This window comes from Pseudooceanicola endophyticus (assembly GCF_018760365.1).
GTDB classification, from domain to species: domain Bacteria; phylum Pseudomonadota; class Alphaproteobacteria; order Rhodobacterales; family Rhodobacteraceae; genus Pseudooceanicola; species Pseudooceanicola endophyticus.
The window spans coordinates 75,764-99,180 of the sequence record NZ_JAHIAB010000006.1; the positions used below are offsets into that span (position 1 = coordinate 75,764).

Below are 23,417 nucleotides of genomic sequence, written 5' to 3' on the forward strand. Positions count from 1 at the left end.
TGAGAGGCCCCCGTGTTAACGCATGGGGCGGGGGCGGTCACGGGAAAAGGGGGGGCCTCCGGCGTGCCCCCGGGAGGGGCGTGCCGGAGGCGGGGCATGCGCCCCGGCCCCGCGGCTACCAGGGCACCCGGTCACCGCGCCAGTCGTAGAAGCCGCCGCTGTCGGCGGGGCTGCGGGCGGCAATGACATCAAGGAGATGGCGTGCGGCCTCGGGCGGGGTAACCGCCGGGTGGCGGCCAAGGTAGGCGCGGGTCAGCGCGCTTTGCACCGTGCCGGGATGCAGCGCCAGGCAGATCGCCCGGGGATGGCTGCGCGCGACCTCGATCGCGGCGCCGTGGAGGATCTGGTTCAGCGCCGCCTTGGCCGCCCGGTAGCCGTACCAGCCGCCCAGACGGTTGTCGCTGATCGAGCCGACCCGGGCCGAGAGCACCGCCAGCACCGCGCGGCGGTCCCGGGGCATCAGGCGCAGGGCGTGCTTGATCACCAGCGCCGGCCCCGTGGCGTTCAGCGCGAACTGTGCGGCCAGCGCCCCGGGATCAAGCTGGGAGAGGCTTTTTTCCGGGCCCTGCCCCGCGATTTCAAGCGCGCCGGTGGCGCACAGGATCAGATCGAAGCCGGGATCGAGCGCCCCGAGATGGCGGGCAATGCTGGCCTCGGAGGCGAGGTCGAAGCCGTCGTCGCGCCGCGACAGGGCGGTGACCTGGCTGCCACCCTCGCGCAGCGCATCGACCAGCGCGCCGCCGATGGCACCGCTGGCCCCCAGCACCAGCGCCCTTTGCGGATGTTGCGATGAATCGTGCATCGGACCTCCTCTCCTCAGGCCAGAAGCTCTGCACCGCCCTTGATCAGCAGGATCACCGACAGGGCGAGCAGGAAGACCTGGATGATCTTCATGTAGAGCGCCTGGGGCAGGATATGCGTGAGCCAGCGCCCGATGAAGGTGCCGCCCACCCCGAAGACCACCAGACCGGCGATCAGCCCCCAGTTCAGCCCGTCGAGCTGGCCGATGGCCCAGTAGGCCGGCAGCTTGGCGAGGTTGCCGATGGCGAAGCTGATCGCGATGGTTCCGGCGAATTCGAACTTCGGCAGGCGCTGCGGCAGCAGGTAGGCCTGGACCGGCGGCGCCCCGGAATGGGTGATGAAGCTGGCAATGCCGGTGATCGTGCCCCAGAAGAGACCCGGGACCAGCCGGGCCTCGGACACCTCATCGAGATGGCGGCGCATCCAGCTGCGCGTCACGTACCAGACCCCGATCAGCCCGGTGAAGATCAGCAGCAGCCCCTCAGAGCTCCAGGGGGTGATCAGCATCGCCAGGAAGACCCCGAAGAGGATCGAGGGCACCAGGATCGCCACGTTGCGCCGCGAGAAATCCTTGCGGTAGAGCCAGACGCCGATCCAGTCGGTGACGATATAGACCGGCAGCAGGGTGGCGGCGGCAGTGATCGGGTTCATGAACAGCGCCAGCATCGGCACGGCAATGGCCGCCGCCGAGGCGAGGCCACCCTTGGAGACCCCCACGATCAGCGCGGCGAGCAGCAGCAGGACAGTCTGGTCGGTCATCAGGAGGCCTTGGCAGGGAGAGGGATGGCGCCACCCTGCGACGGCGCGGCGCCGGCGTCCAGATCCCTTGCGCCCCGCGTCGGCAGGCGCAGAGCATCGGGCGCCGACCATGACGCCCGACCATGGCAGGCGGGGGCCTCCGGCGGGGATATTTCTGGCCAGATGAAAGAGCCGGGGCGGTGCGGGATGGCTGGGGCTTTCCTTGAGGTTACAGGGATCTTTGCAGATGCGGCGTATTTTTCGCCTTCCCTTCGGAAAGATCCTTGGGTAAGCACGGGGCCATGACGATCCAGGCACATATCCCCAATGCACCGCGCCCCCAGGGCGTGCTTCGTGCTTGCCTGCTTCTCCTAATCCGCCTCTGAGCGTGCCGTTAAGGCGCGACTCGCTCAGAGGACATGCCGTTTCGCGCCAAGGCATTCAGGAGAACGAAAGAGAGAAATCCCATGACCAATACCATCGTCCCCGCCGATCCCGGCCGCGTCCTCATTTTCGACACCACGCTTCGTGACGGCGAACAGTCGCCCGGCGCGACCATGACCCATGAAGAGAAGCTCGAGATCGCGGAGATGCTCGACGAGATGGGTGTCGACATCATCGAAGCCGGCTTCCCGATCGCCTCGGAAGGCGATTTCGCCGCCGTGTCCGAGATCTCCAAGCGGTCCAAGGACGCGGTGATCTGCGGCCTCTCGCGCGCCAACTTCAAGGATATCGATCGCTGCTGGGAGGCCGTGAAACACGCCGCCAAACCGCGCATCCACACCTTCATCGGCACCTCGCCGCTGCACCGCGCCATCCCGAACCTGACCATGGACGAGATGGCCGAGCGCATCCACGAAACGGTGACCCATGCCCGCAACCTCTGCGACAACGTGCAGTGGTCGCCGATGGATGCCACCCGGACCGAGCATGACTACCTGTGCCGCGTCGTCGAGATCGCCATCAAGGCCGGCGCCACCACGATCAACATTCCCGACACCGTGGGCTATACCGCGCCGAAGGAAAGCGCCGAGCTGATCCGCATGCTGCTGGAGCGCGTGCCGGGTGCGGACGAGATCATCTTTGCCACCCACTGCCACAACGACCTTGGCATGGCGACGGCGAACAGCCTGGCCGCCGTCGAGGCAGGCGCCCGCCAGATCGAATGCACGATCAACGGCCTGGGCGAACGCGCCGGCAACACCGCGCTGGAAGAGGTGGTGATGGCGCTGAAGGTGCGCCACGACATCATGCCCTTCACCACGGGCGTTGAATCGAAGAAGCTGATGAACATCTCGCGCCGCGTCGCGGCGGTGTCGGGCTTCCCGGTGCAGTTCAACAAGGCCATCGTCGGCAAGAACGCCTTCGCGCATGAAAGCGGCATCCACCAGGACGGCATGCTGAAGAACGCCGAGACCTTCGAGATCATGCGCCCCGAGGACGTGGGCCTTGCCGCGACCAACCTCGTGATGGGCAAGCACTCGGGCCGTGCGGCGCTGCGCGACAAGCTCAAGCAGCTCGGCATCGAGGTGGGGGACAACCAGCTGAAGGACATCTTCGTGCGGTTCAAGGACCTCGCCGACCGCAAGAAGGAAGTCTACGACGACGACATCCTCGCACTTGTGCGGGTGTCCGAGGACGCGACCCCGGACCACCTGGTGCTGAAGGACCTGCGCGTCGTCTGCGGCACCGGCGGCCAGTCCGCCGACATGGTGATGACCGTGGATGGCGTGGAGAAATCCGCCTCGACCACTGGCGACGGCCCGGTCGATGCGGCCTTCAATGCGGTGAAGGAGATCTTCCCGCATGGCGCCAAGCTGGAGCTTTACCAGGTTTCGGCCGTCACCAAGGGTACCGATGCCCAGGCGACCGTCTCGGTGCGGCTGAACGAGGATGGCCGCATCGTCACCGGCTCCAACGCCGATACCGATACGGTGGTGGCGAGCGTGAAGGCCTATATCCACGCGCTGAACCGCCTGATCGTGCGGCGCGGCAAGGTGGGTGCGGGCGCCGATGCGCGCGAGATCAGCTACAAGGACGCCGGCTGATCCCGGCGCCATTGCGATTGCGGAAAGGCCCGGAGCACTGCTCCGGGCCTTTTTCATCTGCGGCGCAGGCGGCGCCAGAGTCGCCCGTCGATGGCCAGCAGCCCCAGGGCAATCAGCGCCAGCCCGGCGTAATGATTGGCCGACAGCCTTTCGCCCAGCACCAGGCTGCCCAGCAGGATGGCGCTGCCCGGGATCATCAGCGTCACCATCGAGGTATTGAGCTGCCCGATGACCGAGAGGCTGCGGAAGTAGATCACGTAGGCCAGCGCGGTCGAGAGCAGCGCCAGCGCCACCAGCGCCGCCAGGCTGGCGGGTCCGGGCAGCGGCAGGGTCCAGGGCCGGTCGCTCAGGCAGACCACCGGGATCATCAGCAGGCTTGAGGCCGCCAGCTGTCCGAAGGCGCCGGTGGCCGGGGCGATCCCCATCGCCTGAAAGCGCTGACCGTAGAAGCCCGCCGCACCGTAGGACAGGGTCGCGCCCAGGCAGGCCAGCATCGGCAGCACCGCAAAGCCCGTCGACGACAGCGCATCGCCTCCCATCAGCACCGCCACACCGGCCAGGCCCAGGGCGACGCCCGCCAGCCGGTTGGCGGTGATCTCGGTCTCGGGCGCCAGGGCCTTCGTGACCAGGATGGCGAAGACCGGCGTCGTGGCATTCAGGATCGAGGCCAGCCCGCTGGCGATCTGTGTCTGGCCCCAGAACAGCAGGCTGAAGGGCAGGATGTTGTTCAGCAGCCCCATGACGAAGAAGGCCCGCCAGACCGGGGCGGCGGTGGGCAGACGCCGCCCCCGCGCCCGCAGGTAGAGCCCCAGGGCCAGCGCCGCGAGGGCGACCCGCACCAGCACCACGGTGAACGGCGGCCAGTCCGCCAGTGCCACCTTGGAGAAGAAGAAGGATCCGCCCCAGAGGACCGAAAGCAGCACCAGCAGCGCCCAGTCGAGCATCCGGAGCGAGGGTTGTGCGGACATATTGGCTTTCCCGGGTCAGAGATCCTAAACTGTGCGGCACGCAGAGCTGCCGGACAGCTCCTTCATAGCCGCCCTTCCTGCCCTGCGACAAACGAGGGTTTCTGCCCCGATACGAGAGATTTTCTGAACCATGACAGAGCGCCTGCCCTCTCTCAACGCGCTCTGCGCCTTCGAGGCCACGGCGCGGCTGGGCAGCATGGCCCTGGCCGCCGAGGAGCTTTGCGTGACCCCCGGGGCCGTCAGCCAGCAGATCCGCACGCTGGAACGCGATCTGGGCAGCGCCCTCTTCATCCGCCGCCCCCGGCAGATCACCCTGACCGAGACCGGCGCCGCGCTGTTCCCCGCCGCCCGCAGTGCCTTCCGCATCCTGCGCGAGGCCAGCGCGGCGGCGCGGGCGCGCCCCGGTGGCAGGGTGGTCACGCTGGGCTGCACCGCCGATTTCGCCGCCCACTGGCTGCTGCCGCGCCTGCCCCGGTTCGAGCGGCGCCATCCGGAGGTGGACCTGCGGCTCAGCACCTCGAACCGGGTGATGCCCTTCGGGGCGGAGGGGCTGGATCTGTCGGTGCGTCACGGGCTGGGGCGCTGGCCCGGGCTGCGGGCCGAGCGGCTGCTGGACGATGCGCTGGTGGCGGTGTGCAGCCCGGCCTATCTGGCCGCCCGGGGCCCCTTCACCACCGCATCCCTGGCCCGCGCCACCTTCCTGCATGACGAACACCGCTACGACTGGCCGCTCTGGCTGGAGGCCGCCGGGCTGAGCGGCCCGCAGGCCCCGGCGGGTCCGCTGTTTCGCGACAGCGGCACCATAGAGGCCGCACTGGCAGGTCACGGGCTGGCGCTGCTGCGCCGCTCCCTGATCGCCCCACTGCTGGAGGAAGGCCGTCTGGTCGCGCCCTTCCCGCAGGGGCTGGCCAGTGACCTGGCCTATTACCTGGTGGCGCCGGGCGACCTGCCCACCCATGGGCCGGTGGCCGCCCTGCATGCCTGGCTGCGCGAGGAGGCGGGCCGCTAGACCTCGGGTGCCGCCCCGCCGTCGCGGGTCAGGACCTGGAACCCCTGCCCCGGCGCATGGCGCGACCATGGCGGCAGCGCCGCCCCCGCCGGCTGGCCGGTCTTCACGAACCCCACGAGGTAGCCCATGGCGGTGCGGCTGGCGCGGCGGTCGGCCTCGCTCACCCGATCCGCGCCCAGCCGGGCGGCATGGGTGCCGAAGAAGAAGGGGATCTCGGTCGCATGGCGGGCGCCCCGGGTCTGCGCGTCCCGCTCGGCCCCGGCGACGTAGTCGAAGACATAGGCCCAGGTCGGGGTCTGCGGCGCCAGAAGGTCGGCCAGTTCGCGCGTGCCACGGATAATCGCCCCCTCGGGGCCGCCCAGATCGTCGCTGGTATAGCCGATCATCACCGGCACCCGGGCAAAGGCGCCGGCCTCGTAGGCGGGACGGATCGCGCAGGTCGTCCCCCCATCGGCCTGCGGCGCGCAGAAGTCGCGCGCCCCGGGCGGGGAGGCAAGATGGGTCATGTTGAGGCCCCGGGTCACCGCCTGCGCGTCAAGCGCCCTGAGCGCCGCCGCCGCCCCCGACCCCGGCGCGATGCCGCAGCTTTCGGCAAAGCGTTCCCCGGCGCGGTCGTCCGGCCCGGCCCAGCTTTGCGCCCCGTCCGAACCCGACTGGATCACCGCCGCCCGGAACAGCCCGCGCGCGCGGGGGCTGGTCAGCAGCACATGCACCGACTGGCCGCCGGCGCTTTCGCCCACCACGCTCACGCGGGCGGGGTCTCCGCCCAGGGCGTCGATGTTGTCGCGCACCCATTCCAGCGCCGCGAGCTGGTCGAGGAAACCGAAGTTGCCGGCCTGTTCCTCCGGCGGGGCGCCCTCGGCCAGCGCGGGATGGCGGAAGAAGCCGAAGCGGCCGACCCGGTAGTTGAAGCTGACCACCACCAGCCCCTGCGCCGCCAGCGCCGCACCGTCGTAGACCGCCGGAGAGGCGCCGCCGTTGACCAGCCCGCCGCCGTAGATCCAGACCATCACCGGCAGCCCGTCGCCGGGGCGGGTGCCCTCGGGGCGCCAGACGTTGAGGGTCAGGCAATCCTCCGCGGGCGGCGTGCCAAGGGGGGCGGCATCGCTCGGGAAGGGTTCCTGCATCGGGTCATGACCGAAGGCGGTGGCGGCACGCAGCCCGTCCCAGCGGGTCACCGGCTGCGGCGCGCGCCAGCGCAGCGGTCCCAGCGGCGGTGCCGCATAGGGAATCCCCAGGAAACGCTCTACCCCGGCGCCGGTTGCCCCGGCGATGCGGCCTGCCCGGATCCGGGCCTGGGGCGCCGTCATGGCTCAGCCCCGCCGGAACAGGCCGAGGACGGTGACGATCACCGCGCCAAGCGCCAGCCCGACCACGCCGTCGCAGGCCGCCGTGACGATCCAGTTCACGGCGCCCGAGGCCACCGGCACCGCATGGGCCGCGGCTTCGGCGAGGTGGTGAATGGTTTCGTAGGGCAGGCCCCAGCCCAGGTCATGCAGCCCGTGCACGATGATCGAGCCGCCGACCCAGATCATCGCCGCCGTGCCCACCACCATCAGCAGGCTGAGGAACTTCGGCATACCCTGCACGATCCCCCGACCCAGCTTGCGGGTCAGCGCCAGGCGGCCCTTCTCGGCCAGCACCAACCCGGCGTCATCGGCCTTCACGATGACCGCCACCGCACCGTAGACGGCGATGGTGATCAGGATGCCCGCGATGGCCAGCGCCCCGGCCTCTTTCCAGACGTTCATGTCCTGGGGCAGCGCCGACAGCGTGATCGTCATGATCTCGGCCGAGAGGATGAAGTCGGTCTTGATCGCCCCCTTCACCTTGGCCTCTTCCAGCCCATGAGGAGAGCCCGCCTCGGCCTCCGCCTCGCCGTGGGGGGCGGGATGCAGGGCGTGCCAGACCTTCTCGGCGCCCTCGAAGCTCAGGTAGGCGCCACCCAGCATCAGCAGCGGAGAGATCGCCCAGGGTGCGAAATTCGCCAGCAAAAGGCAGATCGGCAGCAGGATCACCAGCTTGTTGACGATGGAACCGCCGGCGATCTTGGCGACGATCGGGATCTCGCGGTCGGGGGTGAAGCCATGGACGTATTTCGGGCTGACCGCCGCATCGTCGATCAGCGCCCCCGCGGCCTTGCCCGAAGCCTTCACGGCCTGGCCCATCACGTCATCGACCGACGCCGCCGCCACCTTGGCGATTGCCGCCACGTCATCGAGTAGCGCCAGAAGTCCGCTCATGCCATTTCCTCTCTGCGGCCCGCCGGGGCCCGTCTGCCAAGACCCTGAAAACGCGAAGCCGCGCGATCCTGTTCCCGCCCAGGGTCAGAAGAGCGGAAATAACGTGCAAGTTCCGGAGGCTGGCTGCCGCCTGGCGCATGGCTCCCTTGCGCGGGCCAGGGTTGCCGCGACCCGGTGTCGCGCTCTATCTGGAGCGCAACGGAGGGAACGACAAGGAGAAAGACCATGGAGTCCACGACCCCCGAGGGAATGGAACTGACGCTGCGGACCTTCGCCATGCCCGCCGATACCAACGCCGCCGGCGATATCTTCGGTGGCTGGGTGATGTCGCAGATGGACCTGGCCGCCGCCGTGCGCGCCAATGAACGCTGCAACGGGCGCACCGTCACCGTTGCCGCCGACCAGATCATCTTCCGCAAGCCGGTGAAGGTGGGCGACACGCTCTGCGTCTACACCGCCGTCGATCACGTCGGCCGCACCTCCATGACCATCCGGATCGAGGTCTGGGCCCGCCGCAACACCACCGGCATCCGCGAACATGTCACCGAGGCAAAGTTCAAGATGGTCGCCGTGGACGACGATGGCCGCCCGCGCCCCGTCGACACGCCCCGCGCCGTCGCCGCCGAGTAAGCGCAGGACCTTTCAGGCGCCGAACAGCGCCTGAAGCCCCTCTGCCTCGTCCTGGGTGCCGAAGGGCGCGTTGATCACGAACATGCCGCTGCCGATCATGCCGTGGCCGTCGCGCACCGGCGGGAAGGCGACCTCGCTCTTGACCACCTTGGGCAGGGTCTGGCTTTCCAGCGCGCGCAGCATCGGCTGGTGCCGCCCGTCCTTCAGGATCGGATACCAGATCGCCACCACGCCGACGTTCCACTTGCGGTGCAGCTTCTTCACGAAGGCCGGCACGGCGTCGTATTCGCTTTTGACCTCGTAGCTGGGATCGACCAGCAGCAGCCCGCGCTTCGGATCGGGCGGGCAAAGCGACAGCGCCATCTCGTAGCCGTCCTGGCGGTGCACTTTTGCCCGAAAATTCATCGTCCTGGCCAGGGCGGCATGTTCCTGGGGATGCAGCTCGGCCAGGGTCATCGGATCGCCCGGGCGCAGCAGTTCCGCGGCCAGCAGAGGAGAGCCGGGATAGGCCGTCGCACCGTATTTCGCCCGCACCCGCGCCAGCGCCTGCATGTAGGGGTGATCGGGCGCGAAGGCCCCGGCGCGGGCCTCGATCCCGGCGGCGGCCTCACCGGTCTTCAGGGCTTCCGCGCTTGAAAGATCATAGAGCCCGCGGCCCGAATGGGTCTCGAGGTAGGACAGGCCCTTGGGTTTTTCCGTCATCCGCGCCAGCATCACGGCCAGAAGCGCGTGCTTGTGAAGATCCGCCGGGTTTCCGGCATGGTAAATATGTTGATACGATAGCATGGCGCCCCCGTGACACAGCGTGGCACCGGGGGTAAGCCCTGCCCGGCCCGCGTGCAATCTCTCGTGATCGTGCGTGAGGCAAGGCAAAATGGTGCCTATTCCGCCACGGCCTCCCCTTTTCCTGAAAGTGCGCCTTGCCTATAAGGCTCGCAAGTACCTGACACACGGGAATCGTGTGTTGGAATTGGGGCACGGAAACATCGGGACGGCACGACAACATGGCATTATTCGACAGGATGCCGGGGATTTTCTCTTCGGACATGGCGATTGACCTCGGGACCGCGAACACGCTGGTCTATGTGAAAGGACGCGGGGTGATCCTGTCAGAGCCCTCAGTCGTGGCCTATCACGTCAAGGACGGCGTGAAGAAGGTCCTGGCGGTGGGCGAGGACGCGAAGCTGATGCTGGGGCGCACCCCCGGCTCCATCGAGGCGATCCGCCCGATGCGCGAAGGCGTCATCGCCGATTTCGACGTCGCCGAAGAGATGATCAAGCACTTCATCCGCAAGGTGCACAAGCGCTCGACCTTCTCGAAGCCGAAGATCATCGTCTGCGTGCCCCATGGCGCGACCCCGGTTGAAAAGCGCGCGATCCGCCAGTCGGTCCTGTCCGCCGGCGCCCGCCGCGCGGGCCTGATCGCGGAACCGATCGCGGCGGCCATCGGGGCCGGCATGCCGATCACCGACCCGACCGGCAACATGGTCGTCGACATCGGCGGCGGCACCACCGAGGTGGCCGTGCTGTCGCTGGGCGACATCGTTTACGCCCGTTCGGTCCGCGTCGGCGGTGACCGCATGGACGAGGCGATCATCTCCTACCTGCGGCGCCAGCAGAACCTGCTGGTCGGCGAATCCACCGCCGAGCGCATCAAGACCTCCATCGGCACGGCGCGGATGCCCGACGACGGCCGTGGCGCCTCGATGCACATCCGCGGTCGCGACCTGCTGAACGGCATCCCGAAAGAGATCGAGATCACCCAGGCGCAGATCGCCGAAGCCCTGGCAGAGCCGGTGCAGCAGATCTGCGAAGCGGTGATGACCGCGCTGGAAGCCACCCCGCCGGACCTGGCCGCCGACATCGTCGACCGTGGCGTGATGCTGACGGGCGGTGGCGCACTGCTGGGCGACCTGGACCTGGCGCTGCGCGAGCAGACCGGCCTGGGCGTCTCGATCGCGGAAGAAAGCCTGAACTGCGTGGCCCTCGGCACCGGCAAGGCGCTGGAGTACGAGAAGCTGCTGCGTCACGCGATTGACTACGACAGCTGAGGCCCTCACCCTGTCTGACAAGATCCTCTCCGCCCTCTGAACAAGGGGGCGGAGCGCGTTTTTCCGTTCCCCGCGAACGGGTCCGAAAGGGCATTCATGGCACGTGACAAGCAGAACGAAGACTACATCACCCCGCTCCGGCGGCTGTTCGTGCTTGTGGTCGTGGTGATGCTGGCCGCCGTCTTCCTGGTCTGGCGCATCGACAGCCCGCGCGTCGAACGCTTCCGCAACCAGGTGATCGACCACGTCCTGCCCTCTTTCGACTGGGTGATGGTGCCGGTCACCGGCACGGTGAACCTGCTGCGCGACTTCCAGAGCTACCAGCGCCTGGCCGACCAGAATCAGGAGCTGCGCCGCGAGCTGCAGCAGATGAAGGCCTGGAAAGAGGCCGCGCTGCAGCTGGAACAGGAAAACGCCCGCCTGCTGGAGCTGAACAACGTCAAGCTGGACCCCCGGCTGACCTATGTGACCGGCGTGGTGATGGCCGACAGCGGCTCCCCCTACCGCGAGAGCGTGCTGCTCAACATCGGGACCCGCGACGGCATCGTCGATGGCTGGGCCGCGATGGACGGCGTCGGGCTGGTGGGGCGGATTTCCGGCGTCGGGCAGAACATCAGCCGGGTGTTGCTGCTGACCGATGTCTCCTCGCGGCTGCCGGTGACCATCCAGCCCTCGGGTCAGGGCGCCATGGTGATGGGCGACAACACCGCCGCGCCCGCGCTCGATTTCATCGAGAACACCGACACCGTGCGCCCCGGCGACCGGGTCGTCACCTCGGGCGATGGCGGGGTCTTCCCGGCCGGCCTGCTGGTGGGCCAGGTGGCGCAGGACAAGTCGGGCCGCCTGCGGGTGCGCCTGGCCGCCGATTACGAACGGCTCGAATACCTGCGCGTGCTGCGCCAGAAGACCGGCGAAAGCCTGGGCGCCGAGGGCGACCTGGTGGGCCCCCATGCCCCCGCCCCGATCGTCCCCCTGCCCCCCGAGGCGACCCCGAATTCGGTCCTGCCGAAGGCGCCGCCCAATGGCTGATGCGATCCGCGCCTCCTTCGCGCGCGTCTGGGGCCTGCGGCTGGTCTACGTGGCGCTCTGCCTGGTGATCATCCTCTTCGCGCTGCTGCCGCTGCAGACCGAACCGCGCCTCTGGGTCGGGCCGAACCTGATGCTGGCGCTGACCTTCGCCTGGGCGCTGCGCCGCCCGGAGCTGGTGCCGATCCCGCTGGTGGCGGTGATGTTCCTGCTTTCGGACTTCCTTCAGATGCGCCCCCCGGGCCTGCTGAGCGCGCTGGCCGTCATCGCCACCGCCCGCCTTCAGGGCCGCGCCCGCATCATGCGCGAACGCTCGATCCTGCGGGAATGGTTCTCGGCGGGGATCGCGGTGCTGGTGGTGCTGTTCGGCTACCGGGTCCTGCTGGGGGTCTTCTTCATCGACCGTCCGCAACTTGTCGTGACGCTGAGCGAGGCGGTGATGACGATCGCCTTCCTGCCGGTTATGGTCGCCTTCTCCTCCCTCTTCTTCGGCATCCGAAGGGCGGCCGTGGGCGAGGTGGACAGTCTCGGACACCGCCTATGAAACAGACCCCCAAGGACAGCCAGACCTCCTCGCGCCGGATTTCCCGGCGGGCGCTGCTGCTGGGCACCGTGCAGCTGGGCTTCATGGGCGTGCTGGCGGGCCGGATGCATTACCTTCAGGTCGATCAGGCCGACCAGTTCCGCATGTTGGCCGAGGAGAACCGGATTTCCGTCCGCCTGATCCCCCCGACCCGCGGAGAGATCTTTGACCGCAACGGCATTCCCGTCGCCAAGAACGAGCCCGCCTACCGCATCACCATGGTGCGCGAGGATGCCGGGGACGTCGATGTCGTGCTCGACAAGCTGGCCGAGCTGATCCCCATCGACCCCACCGACATCGAGCGCGCCAAGACCGAGATGAAGCGGTCCGCGCCCTTCCTGCCGGTGACGGTGGCCGAACGTGTCAGCTGGGAAGATATCTCCAAGGTGGCGGTCAACACGCCCTCCCTGCCCGGGATCACCCCCGAGGTCGGGCTGAGCCGCGCCTATCCGCTGGACCAGGATTTCGCCCATACCGTCGGCTATGTCGGCCCGGTGTCGGATTACGACCTGTCCAAGATCGAGGACCCCGATCCGGTCCTGATGATCCCGCGCTTCCAGATCGGCAAGATCGGCCTTGAGAACAAGATGGAGGACGCGCTGCGCGGCAGCGCGGGCTCGCGCCGGGTCGAGGTGAACGCCGTGGGCCGCGTGATGCGAGAGCTTGACCGCCAGCCCGGCACCCCCGGCGCCAACGTGCAGCTGACGCTGGACGTGATGCTGCAGAACTACGTGCAGAACCGGCTGGCCGGCGAAAGCGCCGCCGCCGTGGTGATCGACACCGAGAACGGCGATATCCTGGCCTGTGCCTCGGCCCCGAGCTTTGACCCGAACCTTTTCGTGCGCGGGATTTCCTCAAGCGATTACAACGCGCTGATGAAGAACGATCACCGCCCGCTGGCGGACAAGTCGGTGCAGGGCCTCTATCCGCCCGGCTCCACCTTCAAGATCGTCGTGGCGCTGGCGGGACTTGAGGCCGGCATCATCGACGCCTCGACCAATTTCTACTGCCCCGGCTATTACGAGGTCGCCAACCGCCGCTTCCACTGCTGGAAATACTCCGGCCACGGGATGCTGGACGTGGTGGGCGGGCTTCAGCACTCCTGCGACGTGTTCTTCTACGAGCTCGGCTCGCGCGTCGGGATCGAGCGGATCTCGGCCATGGCGGAACGCATGGGCATCGGCGTCAAGCACGACCTGCCGCTTTCGGCGGTGGCGACGGGGCTGGCGCCCACCAAGGAATGGAAGCGGGCCAACCAGAACAAGGACTGGCTGATCGGTGACACGATCAACGCCTCGATCGGCCAGGGCTACGTGCTGGCCTCGCCGCTGCAACTGGCGGTGATGGCGGCGCGGCTCTCGACCGGGCGCGTGGTGACGCCCCGCGTGGTGCGCGCCGTCGACGGAGAGGACCAGCCCTCGGGTCTGGGCGAATCGCTGGGCATTGCCGAAAGCAGTCTGCGCGCCGTGCGCCAGGGCATGTTCGAGGTCTCCAACAACCGCCGCGGCACCGCCTACGGCGCCCGCATCATCGCCGAGGACATGCGCCTTGCCGGCAAGACCGGCACCAGCCAGGTGCGCAACATCACCGCCGCCGAACGCGCCGCCGGCGTCACCAAGAACCAGGACCTGCCCTGGAACCGCCGCGACCACGCGCTGTTCGTCGATTTCGCCCCCTTCGAGGATCCCAAGGTCGCCGTGGCGGTGGTGGTCGAGCACGGAAGCGGCGGCTCTTCGGTGGCCGCCCCCATCGCCCGCGACATCACGCTTCAGGCGCTCTGCAAGGGCGATCCACCGCTGGACGCCTATCCCGCCAAGGACCGCGACTGGGTCGCGCAGCAGCAGGAGCGCCTGCGCGCGCTTCGCCCGCAGATCGACCTTGATGCCAAGGGGCGCGCATGAGCTATCTAGAGTACCGGGTCAAGACGACCCCGACCGGCTTCCGCAAGATCCTCTACCTGAACTGGCCGCTGGCGCTGCTGCTGACGGCGGTCGCCTCGGTGGGCTTCCTGCAGCTCTACTCGGTGGCCGGCGGCAATATCGGCCGCTGGGCGGAACCCCAGATGGAGCGTTTCGGCCTGGGCCTGGCGGTGATGTTCATCGTCGGCATGGTGCCGGTCTGGTTCTGGCGCAACATCTCGGGTCTGGCCTATGCGATATCGCTGGTGCTGCTGATCGCGGTCGAGATGTTCGGCACCATCGGCATGGGGGCGCAGCGCTGGATCGACATCGGCTTCATGCAGCTGCAACCCTCCGAGCTGATGAAGATCTCCCTCGTGATGTTCCTGGCCGCCTATTACGACTGGCTGCCGCAGCGCAAGGTCAGCCATCCGTTCTGGGTGCTGATCCCGGTGCTGATCATCCTAGTGCCGACCTTCCTGGTGATCAAGCAGCCCGACCTCGGCACCGCGATCCTGCTGCTGACCGGGGGCGGCGCGGTGATGTTCCTGGCCGGTGTCCACTGGGCCTATTTCGCCACCGTCATCGGCGCCGCCGTCGGCCTCGTCTGGACCGTCTTCGAAAGCCGCGGCACCAGCTGGCAGCTGCTGCACGACTACCAGTTCCGCCGCATCGACACCTTCCTGGACCCCTCGAAGGATCCGCTCGGCGCGGGCTACCACATCACCCAGTCGAAGATCGCCCTCGGCTCGGGCGGCTGGACGGGACGCGGCTACATGCAGGGCACCCAGTCGCGGCTGAACTTCCTGCCCGAAAAGCACACCGACTTCATCTTCACCTCGCTGGCCGAGGAATTCGGCTTCATCGGCGGGATCTCCCTGCTGACGCTCTACGCGCTGATCATCCTGTTCTGCATCCACTCCGCCATGAGCAACCAGAACCGCTATGCGGCGCTGCTGACGCTGGGCGTGGCGGTGACCTTCTTCCTGTTCTTCGCGGTCAACATGTCGATGGTGATGGGGCTGGCGCCGGTGGTCGGCGTGCCGCTGCCGCTGGTCAGCTACGGCGGATCGGCCATGCTGGTGCTGATGCTGGCCTTCGGACTGGTGCAAAGCGCCCACGTCCACCGCCCGCGCTAGGTCTTCCGGTTGCCCCTGCGGCGCGCCCTGCTAGGGTCGCGCCGATCCGGCCAAGGAAAGATATATGATCAACGTTCTCTTCGCCTCCCGCTCCCCGGGATGGGACAGCTACGAGGCCCCCCTGCGCGCCGCCTTCGACCGCGCCGGCCTCTCCGACATCGACCTGCGCACCGACCACGCCCCCGAAACGGTGGACTACATCGTCTACGCGCCGAAATCCGACCTTCAGGACTTCACCCCCTACGTGAACTGCAAGGCGGTGCTCAGCCTCTGGGCCGGGGTCGAGAAGATCGTGCCCAACACCACCCTCATCCAGCCGCTGTGCCGGATGGTCGATCCGGGCATGACCTCGGGGATGGTGGAATGGGTGACCGGCCATGCGCTGCGCCATCACCTCGACATCGACTTCTTCCTCGATCACCAGTCGGGCGAATGGATCCAGAAGGTGCCGCCGCTGGCGCAGGAACGCCCCGTGACCGTGCTGGGCCTCGGAGAGCTGGGCCAGGCCTGCGCGAAATCCCTCGCCCGCCTCGGCTTCCCCGTCACCGGCTGGAGCCGCACCCCGAAGGAGGTTTCAGGCCTCACCACCCTCTCCGGCCCCGAGGGGCTGAAACAGGCGCTCTCCAGCGCGCAGATCCTGGTGCTGCTGCTGCCCCTGACCGAGGGCACCCGCGACCTGATCAATGCCGAGACCCTGGCCCTGCTGCCCAAGGGCGCCTGCCTGCTGAACCCCGGGCGCGGCCCCCTCGTGGTCGATGCCGATCTGGTGGCGGCGCTCGACAGCGGCCAGCTCCACCGCGCCACCCTCGACGTCTTCCGAGAGGAACCGCTGCCCCGCGACCACCCGTTCTGGGGCCATCCCCGGATCACCGTCAGCCCCCATATCGCCGCCGAGACCCGCGCCCTCACCGCCGCCCGGGTGATCGCGGAGAACATCCGCCGCGGCGAGGCCAAGGAGCCCTTCCTCTACCAGGTCGACCGCACCCGCGGTTACTGAGCCCCGAAGGCCGGGGCCCCCGCGCCCCGCCTTCATCTTTCCCCAAAAACGGGCTTCACAACGCCGCCACAGGCAAAAGGGGCAGGTCCTGCGCCCCGCCCCTTCATCTTTCCCCAAATATGCCCGCCGGAGGCGCCCTCCGGCAGCGCGACGCTCAGAGCGCGGCGTAGATCCCGGCAACCTTCTCGATCGCGGCCTCGGGGCTCAGTTCCTCGCTCTCGCCGGTGCGGCGGCAGGTCAGCTCGACCACGCCGGCCTTCAGGCCGCGCGGACCCACGGTGATGCGCCAGGGCAGGCCGATCAGGTCCATGGTGGCGAACTTGCCGCCCGCGCGTTCGTTGCGGTCATCGTAAAGCGGCTCCAGCCCCTTGGCCTCGAAGGCCTTGTAAAGGCTCTCGCAGGCCGCATCGGCCTCCTCGTCGCCCTGCTTGAGGTTGACGATGCCGACATGGAAGGGCGTGACGCCTTCCGGCCAGATGATGCCCTTGTCGTCGTGGTTGGCCTCGATGATGGCGCCGATCAGGCGCGACACGCCGATCCCGTGGCTGCCCATGTGCACCGGCACCGGCTTGCCGTCCGGCCCCTGCACCGTGGCGCCCATGGCCTCGGAATACTTGGTGCCGAAGTAGAAGATCTGGCCGACCTCGATGCCGCGCGCGGTGCGGCGGCGCTCCTCGGGGACCTCGGCGAAGATCGCCTCGTCATGGGTCTCGTCGGTGCGGGCATAGCGCGAGGTGAACTCTTCCAGCACCGCCTGGCATTGCTCGCGCGAGTCGTAGTCGATCTCGCGGTCGCCGAAGGTCAGCTCGGTGATCTGGCTGTCATAGAACACTTCCGACTCGCCGGTTTCGGCCAGCACGAGGAACTCGTGGGTGTTCTCGCCGCCGATCGGGCCGGAATCCGCGCGCATCGGAATCGCCTGAAGCCCCATGCGCTCGTAGGTGCGCAGGTAGCTGACCAGGTGACGGTTGTAGGCGTGCAGCGCATCTTCCTGGGTCAGGTCGAAGTTGTAGCCGTCCTTCATGAAGAACTCGCGGCCACGCATGACGCCGAAGCGGGGGCGCATCTCGTCACGGAACTTCCACTGCACCTGGTACAGGGTCAGAGGCAGATCCTTGTAGCTGTTGACGTGGGCGCGGAAGATGTCGGTGATGGCCTCCTCGTTGGTCGGGCCATAGAGCATCTCGCGGTCCTGGCGGTCCTTGAAACGCAGCATCTCGGGGCCGTAGGCGTCGTAACGCCCGGATTCCCGCCACAGTTCTGCCGATTGCAGGGTCGGCATCAGCATCGGGATATGGCCCGCGCGGATCTGCTCCTCGTGGACGATGTTTTCCAGCTTGCGCAGGATCTTGAAGCCCATGGGCAGCCAGGAATAGATGCCCGCGGAGGACTGCTTGATCATGCCGGCCCGCAGCATCAGGCGGTGGCTGGCAATCTGCGCCTCGGCGGGCGTCTCCTTGAGAACGGGCAGGAAATAGCGCGACAGTCGCATGTCTCGGGGGCCTTTCAGCTTTGGTCCCAGCCGGTTTATTCAAGCGCGCGCGCCCCGGCAATGGCCTTCCGCCGCCTGCCGGGCCCCGATCTGCTTGAAAATCCGGGCCACCGACGCATGATACTGGGAAAACCCGGAGATCCGCCTTGACCCTGCCCGTTCGCAAGCAACTGAAATACTGGGGCATCGCCGCCGCGGTCTTCCTCCTGATGATGTGGTGGCTGGGCAGCGTGATCATGCCCTTCCTCCTGGGCATGGCGATCGCCTATTTCCTCGATCCCGTGGCCGACCGGCTGCAACGCCTTGGTGCCTCGCGCACGCTGGCGACCGCGATCATCACCCTGGGCGCCGTGGTGATCTTCGTGCTGCTGGCGCTGATGGTGGTGCCCGCCGGGCTGAACCAGGCGATCCAGCTGTTCGACACCGCGCCGCAGCTGTTCCAGAACCTCCAGAACTTCCTCAGCCGGCATTTCCCGGACCTCCAGAACCAGGATTCCGTCCTGCGAGAGAGCCTGTCCGCCGTGGGCAGCACCATCCAGTCCAAGGGCGGAGAGCTGCTGAACACCGCGCTCTCCTCGGTCGGCAGCTTCATCAACATCATGATGCTTTTCGTGATCGTGCCGGTGGTGGCCTTCTACATGCTGTATGACTGGGACAACATGGTGGCCGAGATCGACTCGCTCTTGCCGCGCGACCATGCCCCCACGATCCGCCAGCTGGCCCGCGACATCGACAACACGCTGGCGGGCTTCATCCGCGGCATGGGGTCCGTCTGCCTGATCCTGGGCACCTATTACGCCATCGCGCTGATGCTGGCGGGCTTGCAGTTCGGTCTGGTGATCGGCGCCTTCGCCGGGCTGATCACCTTCATCCCCTACGTCGGCGCGCTGCTGGGCGGTGCGCTTGCCATCGGCATCGCGCTGTTCCAGTTCTGGGGCGACTGGCTGCACATCGGCATCATCGCCGGCATCTTCGCCCTGGGCCAGGTGACCGAGGGCAACTTCCTGACGCCCAAGCTGGTCGGCGGTTCGGTCGGGCTGCACCCGGTCTGGCTGATCTTCGCGCTGTCGGTCTTCGGCACGCTGTTCGGCTTCGTCGGCATGTTGGCCGCCGTGCCGCTGGCCGCCGCCATCGGGGTGCTCGCGCGGTTCATGGTGCGCCAGTACACCGGCTCCAGCCTGTATCGCGGCACCACCCTGAAACCGGACGATCTGGACCAGCCCAACTGAGCCATGGCCGCCGCCGACGATCCGTCCCCGCAACGCCCGCTTGATCTGCCCGCCCCCGCGGCGGCGATGGGGCGGGCGGATTTCATCCTCGGGCCCGGCAACCGGATCGCCTTCGCGCTGCTGGAAAGCTGGCCGATGGGCTGGGCGGCGGGAAAGCTGGCGCTGTGCGGGCCGCCCGGGTCCGGCAAGACCCACCTGACCCGGATCTGGGCCACCGACAGCCGCGCCACCGTGCTGCCCGCCCGGGCGTTGCCCGGGGCCGATATCGCCGCCCTGGCCCACGGGCCCGTCGCGGTGGAGGACGTGGCCCGGATCGCCGGGCACCCCGCCCCGGAAGAGGCGCTGCTGCACCTGCACAACCTGCTGCTGGCCGAGGGGCAGACCCTGCTGGTCACCGACCGGCTGCCCCCGGCGCGCTGGCCCTTGCGGTTGCCGGACCTGGCCAGCCGGATGCAGGCCTGCCCGGTCGTCAAGCTCGAGGCCCCCGACGACCGGCTGCTGGGCGGCCTGCTGGTCAAGCTGTTCGCCGATCGCCAGATCCTGCCCGCCAAGGACGTGATCCCGTTCCTGCTGGTGCGGATGGAGCGCTCCTTCGAGGCGGCGCGCCGGATCGCAGCCGCGCTCGACGCCCAATCCCTGGCCGAGCAGCGCCCGGTCACCCGGGCCATGGCGGCGCGGGTCCTCGCACGGCTGGATAATGACCCGCCGCAGTCCTAGACTGCCGGGAACGTTAAGAGTCCGTTACATTTGCCTGCAAGAAGCGCCCCATGATCGACGCAGATTTCCTCAATACCCCCGTCCCGGCCCCGGTCACCCTGCCGGACCTGGACCCGACCGCGCCGGCGCGCTTCTTCAACCGTGAACTCAGCTGGCTGGGCTTCAACTGGCGCGTGCTGGAAGAGGCCGAGAACCCCGGCGTGCCGCTTCTGGAACGGCTGCGCTTCCTGTCGATCAGCGCCACCAACCTGGATGAATTCTACACCGTGCGCGTCGCCGGCCTGCGCGAACTGGCCAAGGCCGGCAACACCAACCCCTCGATCGACGGGCTGACCCCGGCAGAGCAGCTGGTGCGCATCAACGAGAACGCCCGCTGCCTGATGGAGCGCCAGCAGGGCGTGCTGCGCGCCCTGCGCGGGCTGATGCAGGGTGAAGGCATCGCCATCCTGACCAGCGAGGACCTGACCGAGGCGGATCTGGACTTTCTCGGCACCTATTTCCTGCAAAAGGTCTTCCCGGTGCTCTCGCCGCTGGCCATCGACCCGGCGCATCCCTTCCCCTTCATTCCCAACATGGGCTTCTGCCTGGCGCTGCAGCTGGAACGCAAGCGCGACCGCCGCCCCCTGCAGGCGCTGCTGCCGATCCCGGCCCAGATCGACCGTTTCGTCGCCCTGCCCTCCGAGCCCGGGCAGAACCGCTTCCTGCCGCTGGAAGAGCTGCTGAAGGTGCATCTGGAACGGCTGTTCCCCGGCTATCGCGACATCGGCGCCTGCACCTTCCGGGTGCTGCGCGACAGCGACCTCGAGGTCGAGGAAGAGGCCGAGGACCTGGTGCGCGAATTCGAGACCGCCCTGAAGCGCCGCCGCCGCGGCGAGGTGGTGCGGCTGAAGATCTCCTCCGGGGCGCCCGAGCCGCTGAAGACCGTCATCATGCGCGAGCTGAAGGTCTGGGGCGACGAGGTGATCGAGGTCGACGGGCTGATCGGCATCTCGGCGCTCTCGGAGCTGGTGCTGGACTCGCGCCCCGACCTGCTCTGGCCCAAGTTCACCCCCCGCGTGCCGGAACGCGTCCAGGATCACGAGGGTGACGTCTTCGCGGCGATCCGCCAGAAGGACATGCTGCTGCACCACCCCTACGAGACCTTCGACATGGTGGTGCGCTTCCTCCAGCAGGCGGCGCGGGACCCCGACGTGCTGGCGATCAAGCAGACGCTCTACCGGACCTCGAAGGACAGCCCCATCGTCGAGGCGCTCTGCGAGGCAGCCGAGGACGGCAAGTCGGTGACCGCGCTGGTCGAGCTGAAGGCGCGTTTCGACGAGGCCGCCAATATCCGCCAGTCGCGCCGGCTGGAACGCTCCGGCGCCCATGTGGTCTACGGTTTCGTCGACTGGAAGACCCATGCCAAGATCTCCAGCGTGGTGCGCCGCGAAGGCGACCGGCTGGTCACCTACACCCATTTCGGCACCGGCAATTACCACCCGATCACCGCGCGGATCTACACCGACCTGTCCTTCTTCACCTGCGAGGAAGAGCTGGGCCGCGATGCCACCCGGGTCTTCAACTACCTCTCGGGCTATGCCCAGCCGGAACGGCTGGAGACGCTCTCGATCTCGCCTCTGACGCTGAAGGACGACCTGATCCGGATGATCGGAGAGGAGGCGGATCATGCCCGTGCCGGGCGCCCGGCGCAGATCTGGGCCAAGATGAATGCGCTGATTGAGCCCGACGTGATCGACGCGCTCTATGCTGCCGGCCAGGCCGGGGTGAAGATCGACCTGGTGATCCGGGGCATTTGCGGCCTGAGGCCCGGGATCGCGGGGCTGTCGCCCAACATCCGGGTGAAAAGCATCGTCGGGCGGTTCCTGGAACACAGCCGCATCGTGTGCTTTGGCAATGGCGGCGGGCTGCCCTCGAAGGAGGCGCGGGTGTTCTTCTCTTCCGCCGACTGGATGGGGCGCAACCTCAACCGCCGGGTCGAGACCCTGGTCGAGGCCAAGAACCAGACCGTGAAGGACCAGATCGTCCGCCAGATCATGGCCGCCAACCTGCACGACCAGGAACAGAGCTGGGTGATGCAGCCCGACGGCCAGTTCCTGCGCGCCGATTTCCCGCGCGACGGAACCGCCTTCAACTGCCACCGTTTCTTCATGGAGAACCCCTCGCTGTCCGGGCGCGGCAGTGCCGGTGCGGCGGATGTGCCCGAATTGACACGGGAACTTCAGGCCGGTTGACCGCGCCCCGGCTGCGCGGGCATAACCGGGTCAGCTACAAGAGGTCTGCCCATGGATGGAGACAACGTTCAGCAAGCCCCGGACTGGGGGCCGTTCGGGCGTCCGCTCTTCAACGACCCGAAGACCCGCGCGCTGACGCGGGTCGGCGTTGTGGATGTGGGTTCGAATTCCGTGCGCATGGTGGTCTTCGACGGCGCGGCGCGCAGTCCGGCCTATTTCTTCAATGAAAAGATCATGTGCGGACTGGGTGCCGGCCTGTCGGAAACCGGCCGGCTGAACCCCGAGGGGCGCCGCCGCGCGCTGGCCGCGATCCACCGCTTCCAGCTGCTGGCGGCCGGCATGGATGCCGCACCCCTGACCACCGTCGCCACCGCCGCCGTGCGCGAAGCCAGTGACGGGCCCGAATTCATCGCCGAGGTGTTCCAGAAGACCGGCCTGAAGATCCACGTGATCGACGGGCGCGAAGAGGCGCGGCTGTCGGCGCAGGGCGTGCTGCTGGGCTGGCCGGGCTCCTACGGGCTGGTCTGCGACATCGGCGGCAGCTCCATGGAGATCGCGCGGATCCGCGACGGAAAGGTCGGAGAGCGCGAGACCTCTCAGCTGGGGCCGCTGAAGCTTCAGGACGTGCCCGGGGGCAAGAAGGGCCGCAAGGACTACATCAAGGCCGAGGTCGAGAAGCTGGCCTCGGTCATCGGGCTGGACCGCAACCGGCTGTTCCTGGTCGGCGGCAGCTGGCGCGCCATCGCCCGCATCGACATGGAACGGCGCGGCTACCCGCTGCATGTGCTGCACGAATACCGCATGAGCACCACCGCGATCCGCGAGACGGTGAAGTTCATCGAAGGCGAGGACCTCGATGCGCTGCGCAAGCGCTGCAACATCTCGAATTCCAGAATGTCGCTGGTGCCGCTGGCCTGCGAGGTGCTGCTGGAGGTGCTGCGCCAGTTCAAGCCGCATGACATCGCCGTGTCCTCCTACGGGATCCGCGAGGGGATGCTGTACCAGCAGATGCCCCAGGACCTGCGCGACCGCGATCCGCTGATCGAATCCTGCCGCTTCGCGGAGCTTAAGGACAGCCGCCACCCCGGTTTCGGGCGCACGCTGTTCAACTTCATCCAGCCGATCTTCCGCCATGTCCGCCCCGAGCGGATGCGCCTGGTAAAGGCCGCCTGCCTGCTGCACGACGTCACCTGGCGCGCCCATCCCGACTACCGCGCCGAGGTCTGCTTCGACAATTCCACCCGCGCCAACCTGGGCGGGCTGCGCCATTCCGAACGGGTCTTCCTGGGGCTGGCCTTGCTGCACCGCTACAAGAACAAGCGCGAGGGCACCCAGTTCGAAGAGCTGATCGGCCTCCTGTCGGAAGACGACATCAAGCAGGCCGAGATTCTCGGCAAGGCGATGCGTTTCGGCGCGATGATCTGGCCCGAGAAGGACGCCGGCATCGGCCAGCTGAACTGGTATCCGAAGAAGAAGGTGCTTGAGCTGGAACTGGCCGAAGCCGCCTGGCCGCTTTACGGAGAGGTCGCCGAGGCGCGCTTCAAGTCTCTGGCCAATGCGCTGGAGGCCGAGGTGGCCCTGAAGATGGCCCCCGCAAAGGAATGATCCCGCCGCGCG

General features: G+C 67.9%; 20 protein-coding genes. 13 read left to right on the top strand and 7 right to left on the bottom strand.

The window, feature by feature from the left end; genetic code table 11:
* Nucleotides 1-115: 115 nt before the first annotated feature.
* Nucleotides 116-802, bottom strand: a complete 687-nt coding sequence (locus tag KM176_RS11930; protein WP_160894401.1) for an SDR family NAD(P)-dependent oxidoreductase — start codon at nt 800-802, stop codon at nt 116-118.
* Nucleotides 803-816: 14 nt separating this feature from the next.
* On the bottom strand, nt 817-1,560 hold the full coding sequence (locus KM176_RS11935) for a sulfite exporter TauE/SafE family protein (RefSeq protein WP_160894402.1): 744 nt from the start codon (nt 1,558-1,560) through the stop codon (nt 817-819).
* Between the two features lie 446 nt (nt 1,561-2,006).
* Here KM176_RS11935 and KM176_RS11940 point away from each other — a divergent pair, with 446 nt between their 5' ends.
* Nucleotides 2,007-3,587, top strand: coding sequence for a 2-isopropylmalate synthase (locus KM176_RS11940; protein WP_160894403.1), 1,581 nt, complete (start codon nt 2,007-2,009; stop codon nt 3,585-3,587).
* 53 nt (nt 3,588-3,640) lie between these two features.
* On the opposite strand, the gene KM176_RS11945 is transcribed toward KM176_RS11940, so the two are convergent.
* Nucleotides 3,641-4,555, bottom strand: a complete 915-nt coding sequence (locus tag KM176_RS11945) for a DMT family transporter (protein WP_160894410.1) — start codon at nt 4,553-4,555, stop codon at nt 3,641-3,643.
* A gap of 130 nt (nt 4,556-4,685) precedes the next feature.
* Between KM176_RS11945 and KM176_RS11950 the strand changes: the two genes are divergently transcribed.
* Nucleotides 4,686-5,564 (top strand): LysR substrate-binding domain-containing protein, encoded by an 879-nt coding sequence (locus tag KM176_RS11950; protein WP_160894411.1) that lies wholly within the window; start codon nt 4,686-4,688, stop codon nt 5,562-5,564.
* Here KM176_RS11950 and KM176_RS11955 read toward each other — a convergent pair.
* Nucleotides 5,561-6,874 (bottom strand): carboxylesterase/lipase family protein, encoded by a 1,314-nt coding sequence (locus tag KM176_RS11955; protein WP_160894412.1) that lies wholly within the window; start codon nt 6,872-6,874, stop codon nt 5,561-5,563. The two genes, KM176_RS11950 and KM176_RS11955, sit on opposite strands and share 4 nt — an antisense overlap.
* Before the next feature lie 3 nt (nt 6,875-6,877).
* Nucleotides 6,878-7,807 carry a DUF808 domain-containing protein gene (locus KM176_RS11960; protein WP_160894413.1) on the bottom strand — a complete coding sequence of 310 codons (930 nt, stop codon included), beginning with the start codon at nt 7,805-7,807 and terminating at the stop codon, nt 6,878-6,880.
* A gap of 225 nt (nt 7,808-8,032) precedes the next feature.
* Here KM176_RS11960 and KM176_RS11965 point away from each other — a divergent pair, with 225 nt between their 5' ends.
* Nucleotides 8,033-8,437, top strand: a complete 405-nt coding sequence (locus KM176_RS11965; RefSeq protein ID WP_202397812.1) for an acyl-CoA thioesterase — start codon at nt 8,033-8,035, stop codon at nt 8,435-8,437.
* A gap of 12 nt (nt 8,438-8,449) precedes the next feature.
* On the opposite strand, the gene KM176_RS11970 is transcribed toward KM176_RS11965, so the two are convergent.
* On the bottom strand, nt 8,450-9,223 hold the full coding sequence (locus KM176_RS11970) for a 23S rRNA (adenine(2030)-N(6))-methyltransferase RlmJ (protein WP_160894414.1): 774 nt from the start codon (nt 9,221-9,223) through the stop codon (nt 8,450-8,452).
* A 218-nt stretch (nt 9,224-9,441) separates the two neighbouring features.
* Between KM176_RS11970 and KM176_RS11975 the strand changes: the two genes are divergently transcribed.
* The 6 genes from KM176_RS11975 to KM176_RS12000 all read left to right on the top strand — a co-directional run bounded on the left by KM176_RS11975 (nt 9,442) and on the right by KM176_RS12000 (nt 16,131).
* A complete protein-coding gene (locus KM176_RS11975) occupies nt 9,442-10,488 on the top strand; it encodes a rod shape-determining protein (RefSeq protein ID WP_160894415.1) in 1,047 nt (348 codons plus the stop codon).
* 96 nt (nt 10,489-10,584) lie between these two features.
* A complete protein-coding gene (mreC, locus tag KM176_RS11980) occupies nt 10,585-11,517 on the top strand; it encodes a rod shape-determining protein MreC (protein WP_160894416.1) in 933 nt (310 codons plus the stop codon).
* The gene (locus tag KM176_RS11985) at nt 11,510-12,058 is read left to right on the top strand and encodes a rod shape-determining protein MreD (RefSeq protein WP_160894417.1); all 549 of its coding nucleotides are present in this window, start codon (nt 11,510-11,512) and stop codon (nt 12,056-12,058) included. The genes mreC and KM176_RS11985 overlap by 8 nt, the downstream gene beginning before the upstream one ends.
* Nucleotides 12,055-13,998 (top strand): penicillin-binding protein 2, encoded by a 1,944-nt coding sequence (gene mrdA, locus KM176_RS11990; protein ID WP_160894418.1) that lies wholly within the window; start codon nt 12,055-12,057, stop codon nt 13,996-13,998. The genes KM176_RS11985 and mrdA overlap by 4 nt, the downstream gene beginning before the upstream one ends.
* Nucleotides 13,995-15,134: a rod shape-determining protein RodA gene (gene rodA, locus KM176_RS11995; protein WP_160894419.1), complete on the top strand. Its 1,140-nt coding sequence runs from the start codon at nt 13,995-13,997 to the stop codon at nt 15,132-15,134. The genes mrdA and rodA overlap by 4 nt, the downstream gene beginning before the upstream one ends.
* Nucleotides 15,135-15,198: 64 nt before the next feature.
* Nucleotides 15,199-16,131: a 2-hydroxyacid dehydrogenase gene (locus tag KM176_RS12000; protein WP_160894420.1), complete on the top strand. Its 933-nt coding sequence runs from the start codon at nt 15,199-15,201 to the stop codon at nt 16,129-16,131.
* 154 nt (nt 16,132-16,285) lie between these two features.
* Here KM176_RS12000 and proS read toward each other — a convergent pair whose 3' ends face one another.
* The gene (proS, locus tag KM176_RS12005) at nt 16,286-17,623 is read right to left on the bottom strand and encodes a proline--tRNA ligase (protein WP_160894421.1); all 1,338 of its coding nucleotides are present in this window, start codon (nt 17,621-17,623) and stop codon (nt 16,286-16,288) included.
* A gap of 146 nt (nt 17,624-17,769) precedes the next feature.
* On the opposite strand from proS, the gene KM176_RS12010 reads away from it, so the two are divergent.
* The 4 genes from KM176_RS12010 to KM176_RS12025 are packed head-to-tail and all read left to right on the top strand — an operon-like array spanning nt 17,770 to nt 23,405.
* On the top strand, nt 17,770-18,852 hold the full coding sequence (locus KM176_RS12010; RefSeq protein ID WP_160894422.1) for an AI-2E family transporter: 1,083 nt from the start codon (nt 17,770-17,772) through the stop codon (nt 18,850-18,852).
* Between the two features lie 3 nt (nt 18,853-18,855).
* Complete coding sequence (locus KM176_RS12015; protein ID WP_160894423.1) at nt 18,856-19,569, top strand: P-loop NTPase family protein; 714 nt, start codon at nt 18,856-18,858, stop codon at nt 19,567-19,569.
* 50 nt (nt 19,570-19,619) lie between these two features.
* The gene (locus KM176_RS12020) at nt 19,620-21,800 is read left to right on the top strand and encodes an RNA degradosome polyphosphate kinase (protein WP_160894424.1); all 2,181 of its coding nucleotides are present in this window, start codon (nt 19,620-19,622) and stop codon (nt 21,798-21,800) included.
* A 51-nt stretch (nt 21,801-21,851) separates the two neighbouring features.
* A complete protein-coding gene (locus KM176_RS12025; RefSeq protein WP_160894425.1) occupies nt 21,852-23,405 on the top strand; it encodes a Ppx/GppA family phosphatase in 1,554 nt (517 codons plus the stop codon).
* Nucleotides 23,406-23,417: the final 12 nt, after the last annotated feature.

Excerpts from the sequence above, each read along its gene's own strand:
- KM176_RS11930 (WP_160894401.1), bottom strand. The coding sequence starts at position 802 with ATGCACGATTCATCGCAACATCCGCAAAGGGCGCTGGTGCTGGGGGCC.
- KM176_RS11935 (WP_160894402.1), bottom strand. The coding sequence starts at position 1,560 with ATGACCGACCAGACTGTCCTGCTGCTGCTCGCCGCGCTGATCGTGGGG.
- KM176_RS11940 (WP_160894403.1), top strand. The coding sequence starts at position 2,007 with ATGACCAATACCATCGTCCCCGCCGATCCCGGCCGCGTCCTCATTTTC.
- KM176_RS11945 (WP_160894410.1), bottom strand. The coding sequence starts at position 4,555 with ATGTCCGCACAACCCTCGCTCCGGATGCTCGACTGGGCGCTGCTGGTG.
- KM176_RS11950 (WP_160894411.1), top strand. The coding sequence starts at position 4,686 with ATGACAGAGCGCCTGCCCTCTCTCAACGCGCTCTGCGCCTTCGAGGCC.
- KM176_RS11955 (WP_160894412.1), bottom strand. The coding sequence starts at position 6,874 with ATGACGGCGCCCCAGGCCCGGATCCGGGCAGGCCGCATCGCCGGGGCA.
- KM176_RS11960 (WP_160894413.1), bottom strand. The coding sequence starts at position 7,807 with ATGAGCGGACTTCTGGCGCTACTCGATGACGTGGCGGCAATCGCCAAG.
- KM176_RS11965 (WP_202397812.1), top strand. The coding sequence starts at position 8,033 with ATGGAGTCCACGACCCCCGAGGGAATGGAACTGACGCTGCGGACCTTC.
- KM176_RS11970 (WP_160894414.1), bottom strand. The coding sequence starts at position 9,223 with ATGCTATCGTATCAACATATTTACCATGCCGGAAACCCGGCGGATCTT.
- KM176_RS11975 (WP_160894415.1), top strand. The coding sequence starts at position 9,442 with ATGGCATTATTCGACAGGATGCCGGGGATTTTCTCTTCGGACATGGCG.
- mreC (WP_160894416.1), top strand. The coding sequence starts at position 10,585 with ATGGCACGTGACAAGCAGAACGAAGACTACATCACCCCGCTCCGGCGG.
- KM176_RS11985 (WP_160894417.1), top strand. The coding sequence starts at position 11,510 with ATGGCTGATGCGATCCGCGCCTCCTTCGCGCGCGTCTGGGGCCTGCGG.
- mrdA (WP_160894418.1), top strand. The coding sequence starts at position 12,055 with ATGAAACAGACCCCCAAGGACAGCCAGACCTCCTCGCGCCGGATTTCC.
- rodA (WP_160894419.1), top strand. The coding sequence starts at position 13,995 with ATGAGCTATCTAGAGTACCGGGTCAAGACGACCCCGACCGGCTTCCGC.
- KM176_RS12000 (WP_160894420.1), top strand. The coding sequence starts at position 15,199 with ATGATCAACGTTCTCTTCGCCTCCCGCTCCCCGGGATGGGACAGCTAC.
- proS (WP_160894421.1), bottom strand. The coding sequence starts at position 17,623 with ATGCGACTGTCGCGCTATTTCCTGCCCGTTCTCAAGGAGACGCCCGCC.
- KM176_RS12015 (WP_160894423.1), top strand. The coding sequence starts at position 18,856 with ATGGCCGCCGCCGACGATCCGTCCCCGCAACGCCCGCTTGATCTGCCC.
- KM176_RS12020 (WP_160894424.1), top strand. The coding sequence starts at position 19,620 with ATGATCGACGCAGATTTCCTCAATACCCCCGTCCCGGCCCCGGTCACC.
- KM176_RS12025 (WP_160894425.1), top strand. The coding sequence starts at position 21,852 with ATGGATGGAGACAACGTTCAGCAAGCCCCGGACTGGGGGCCGTTCGGG.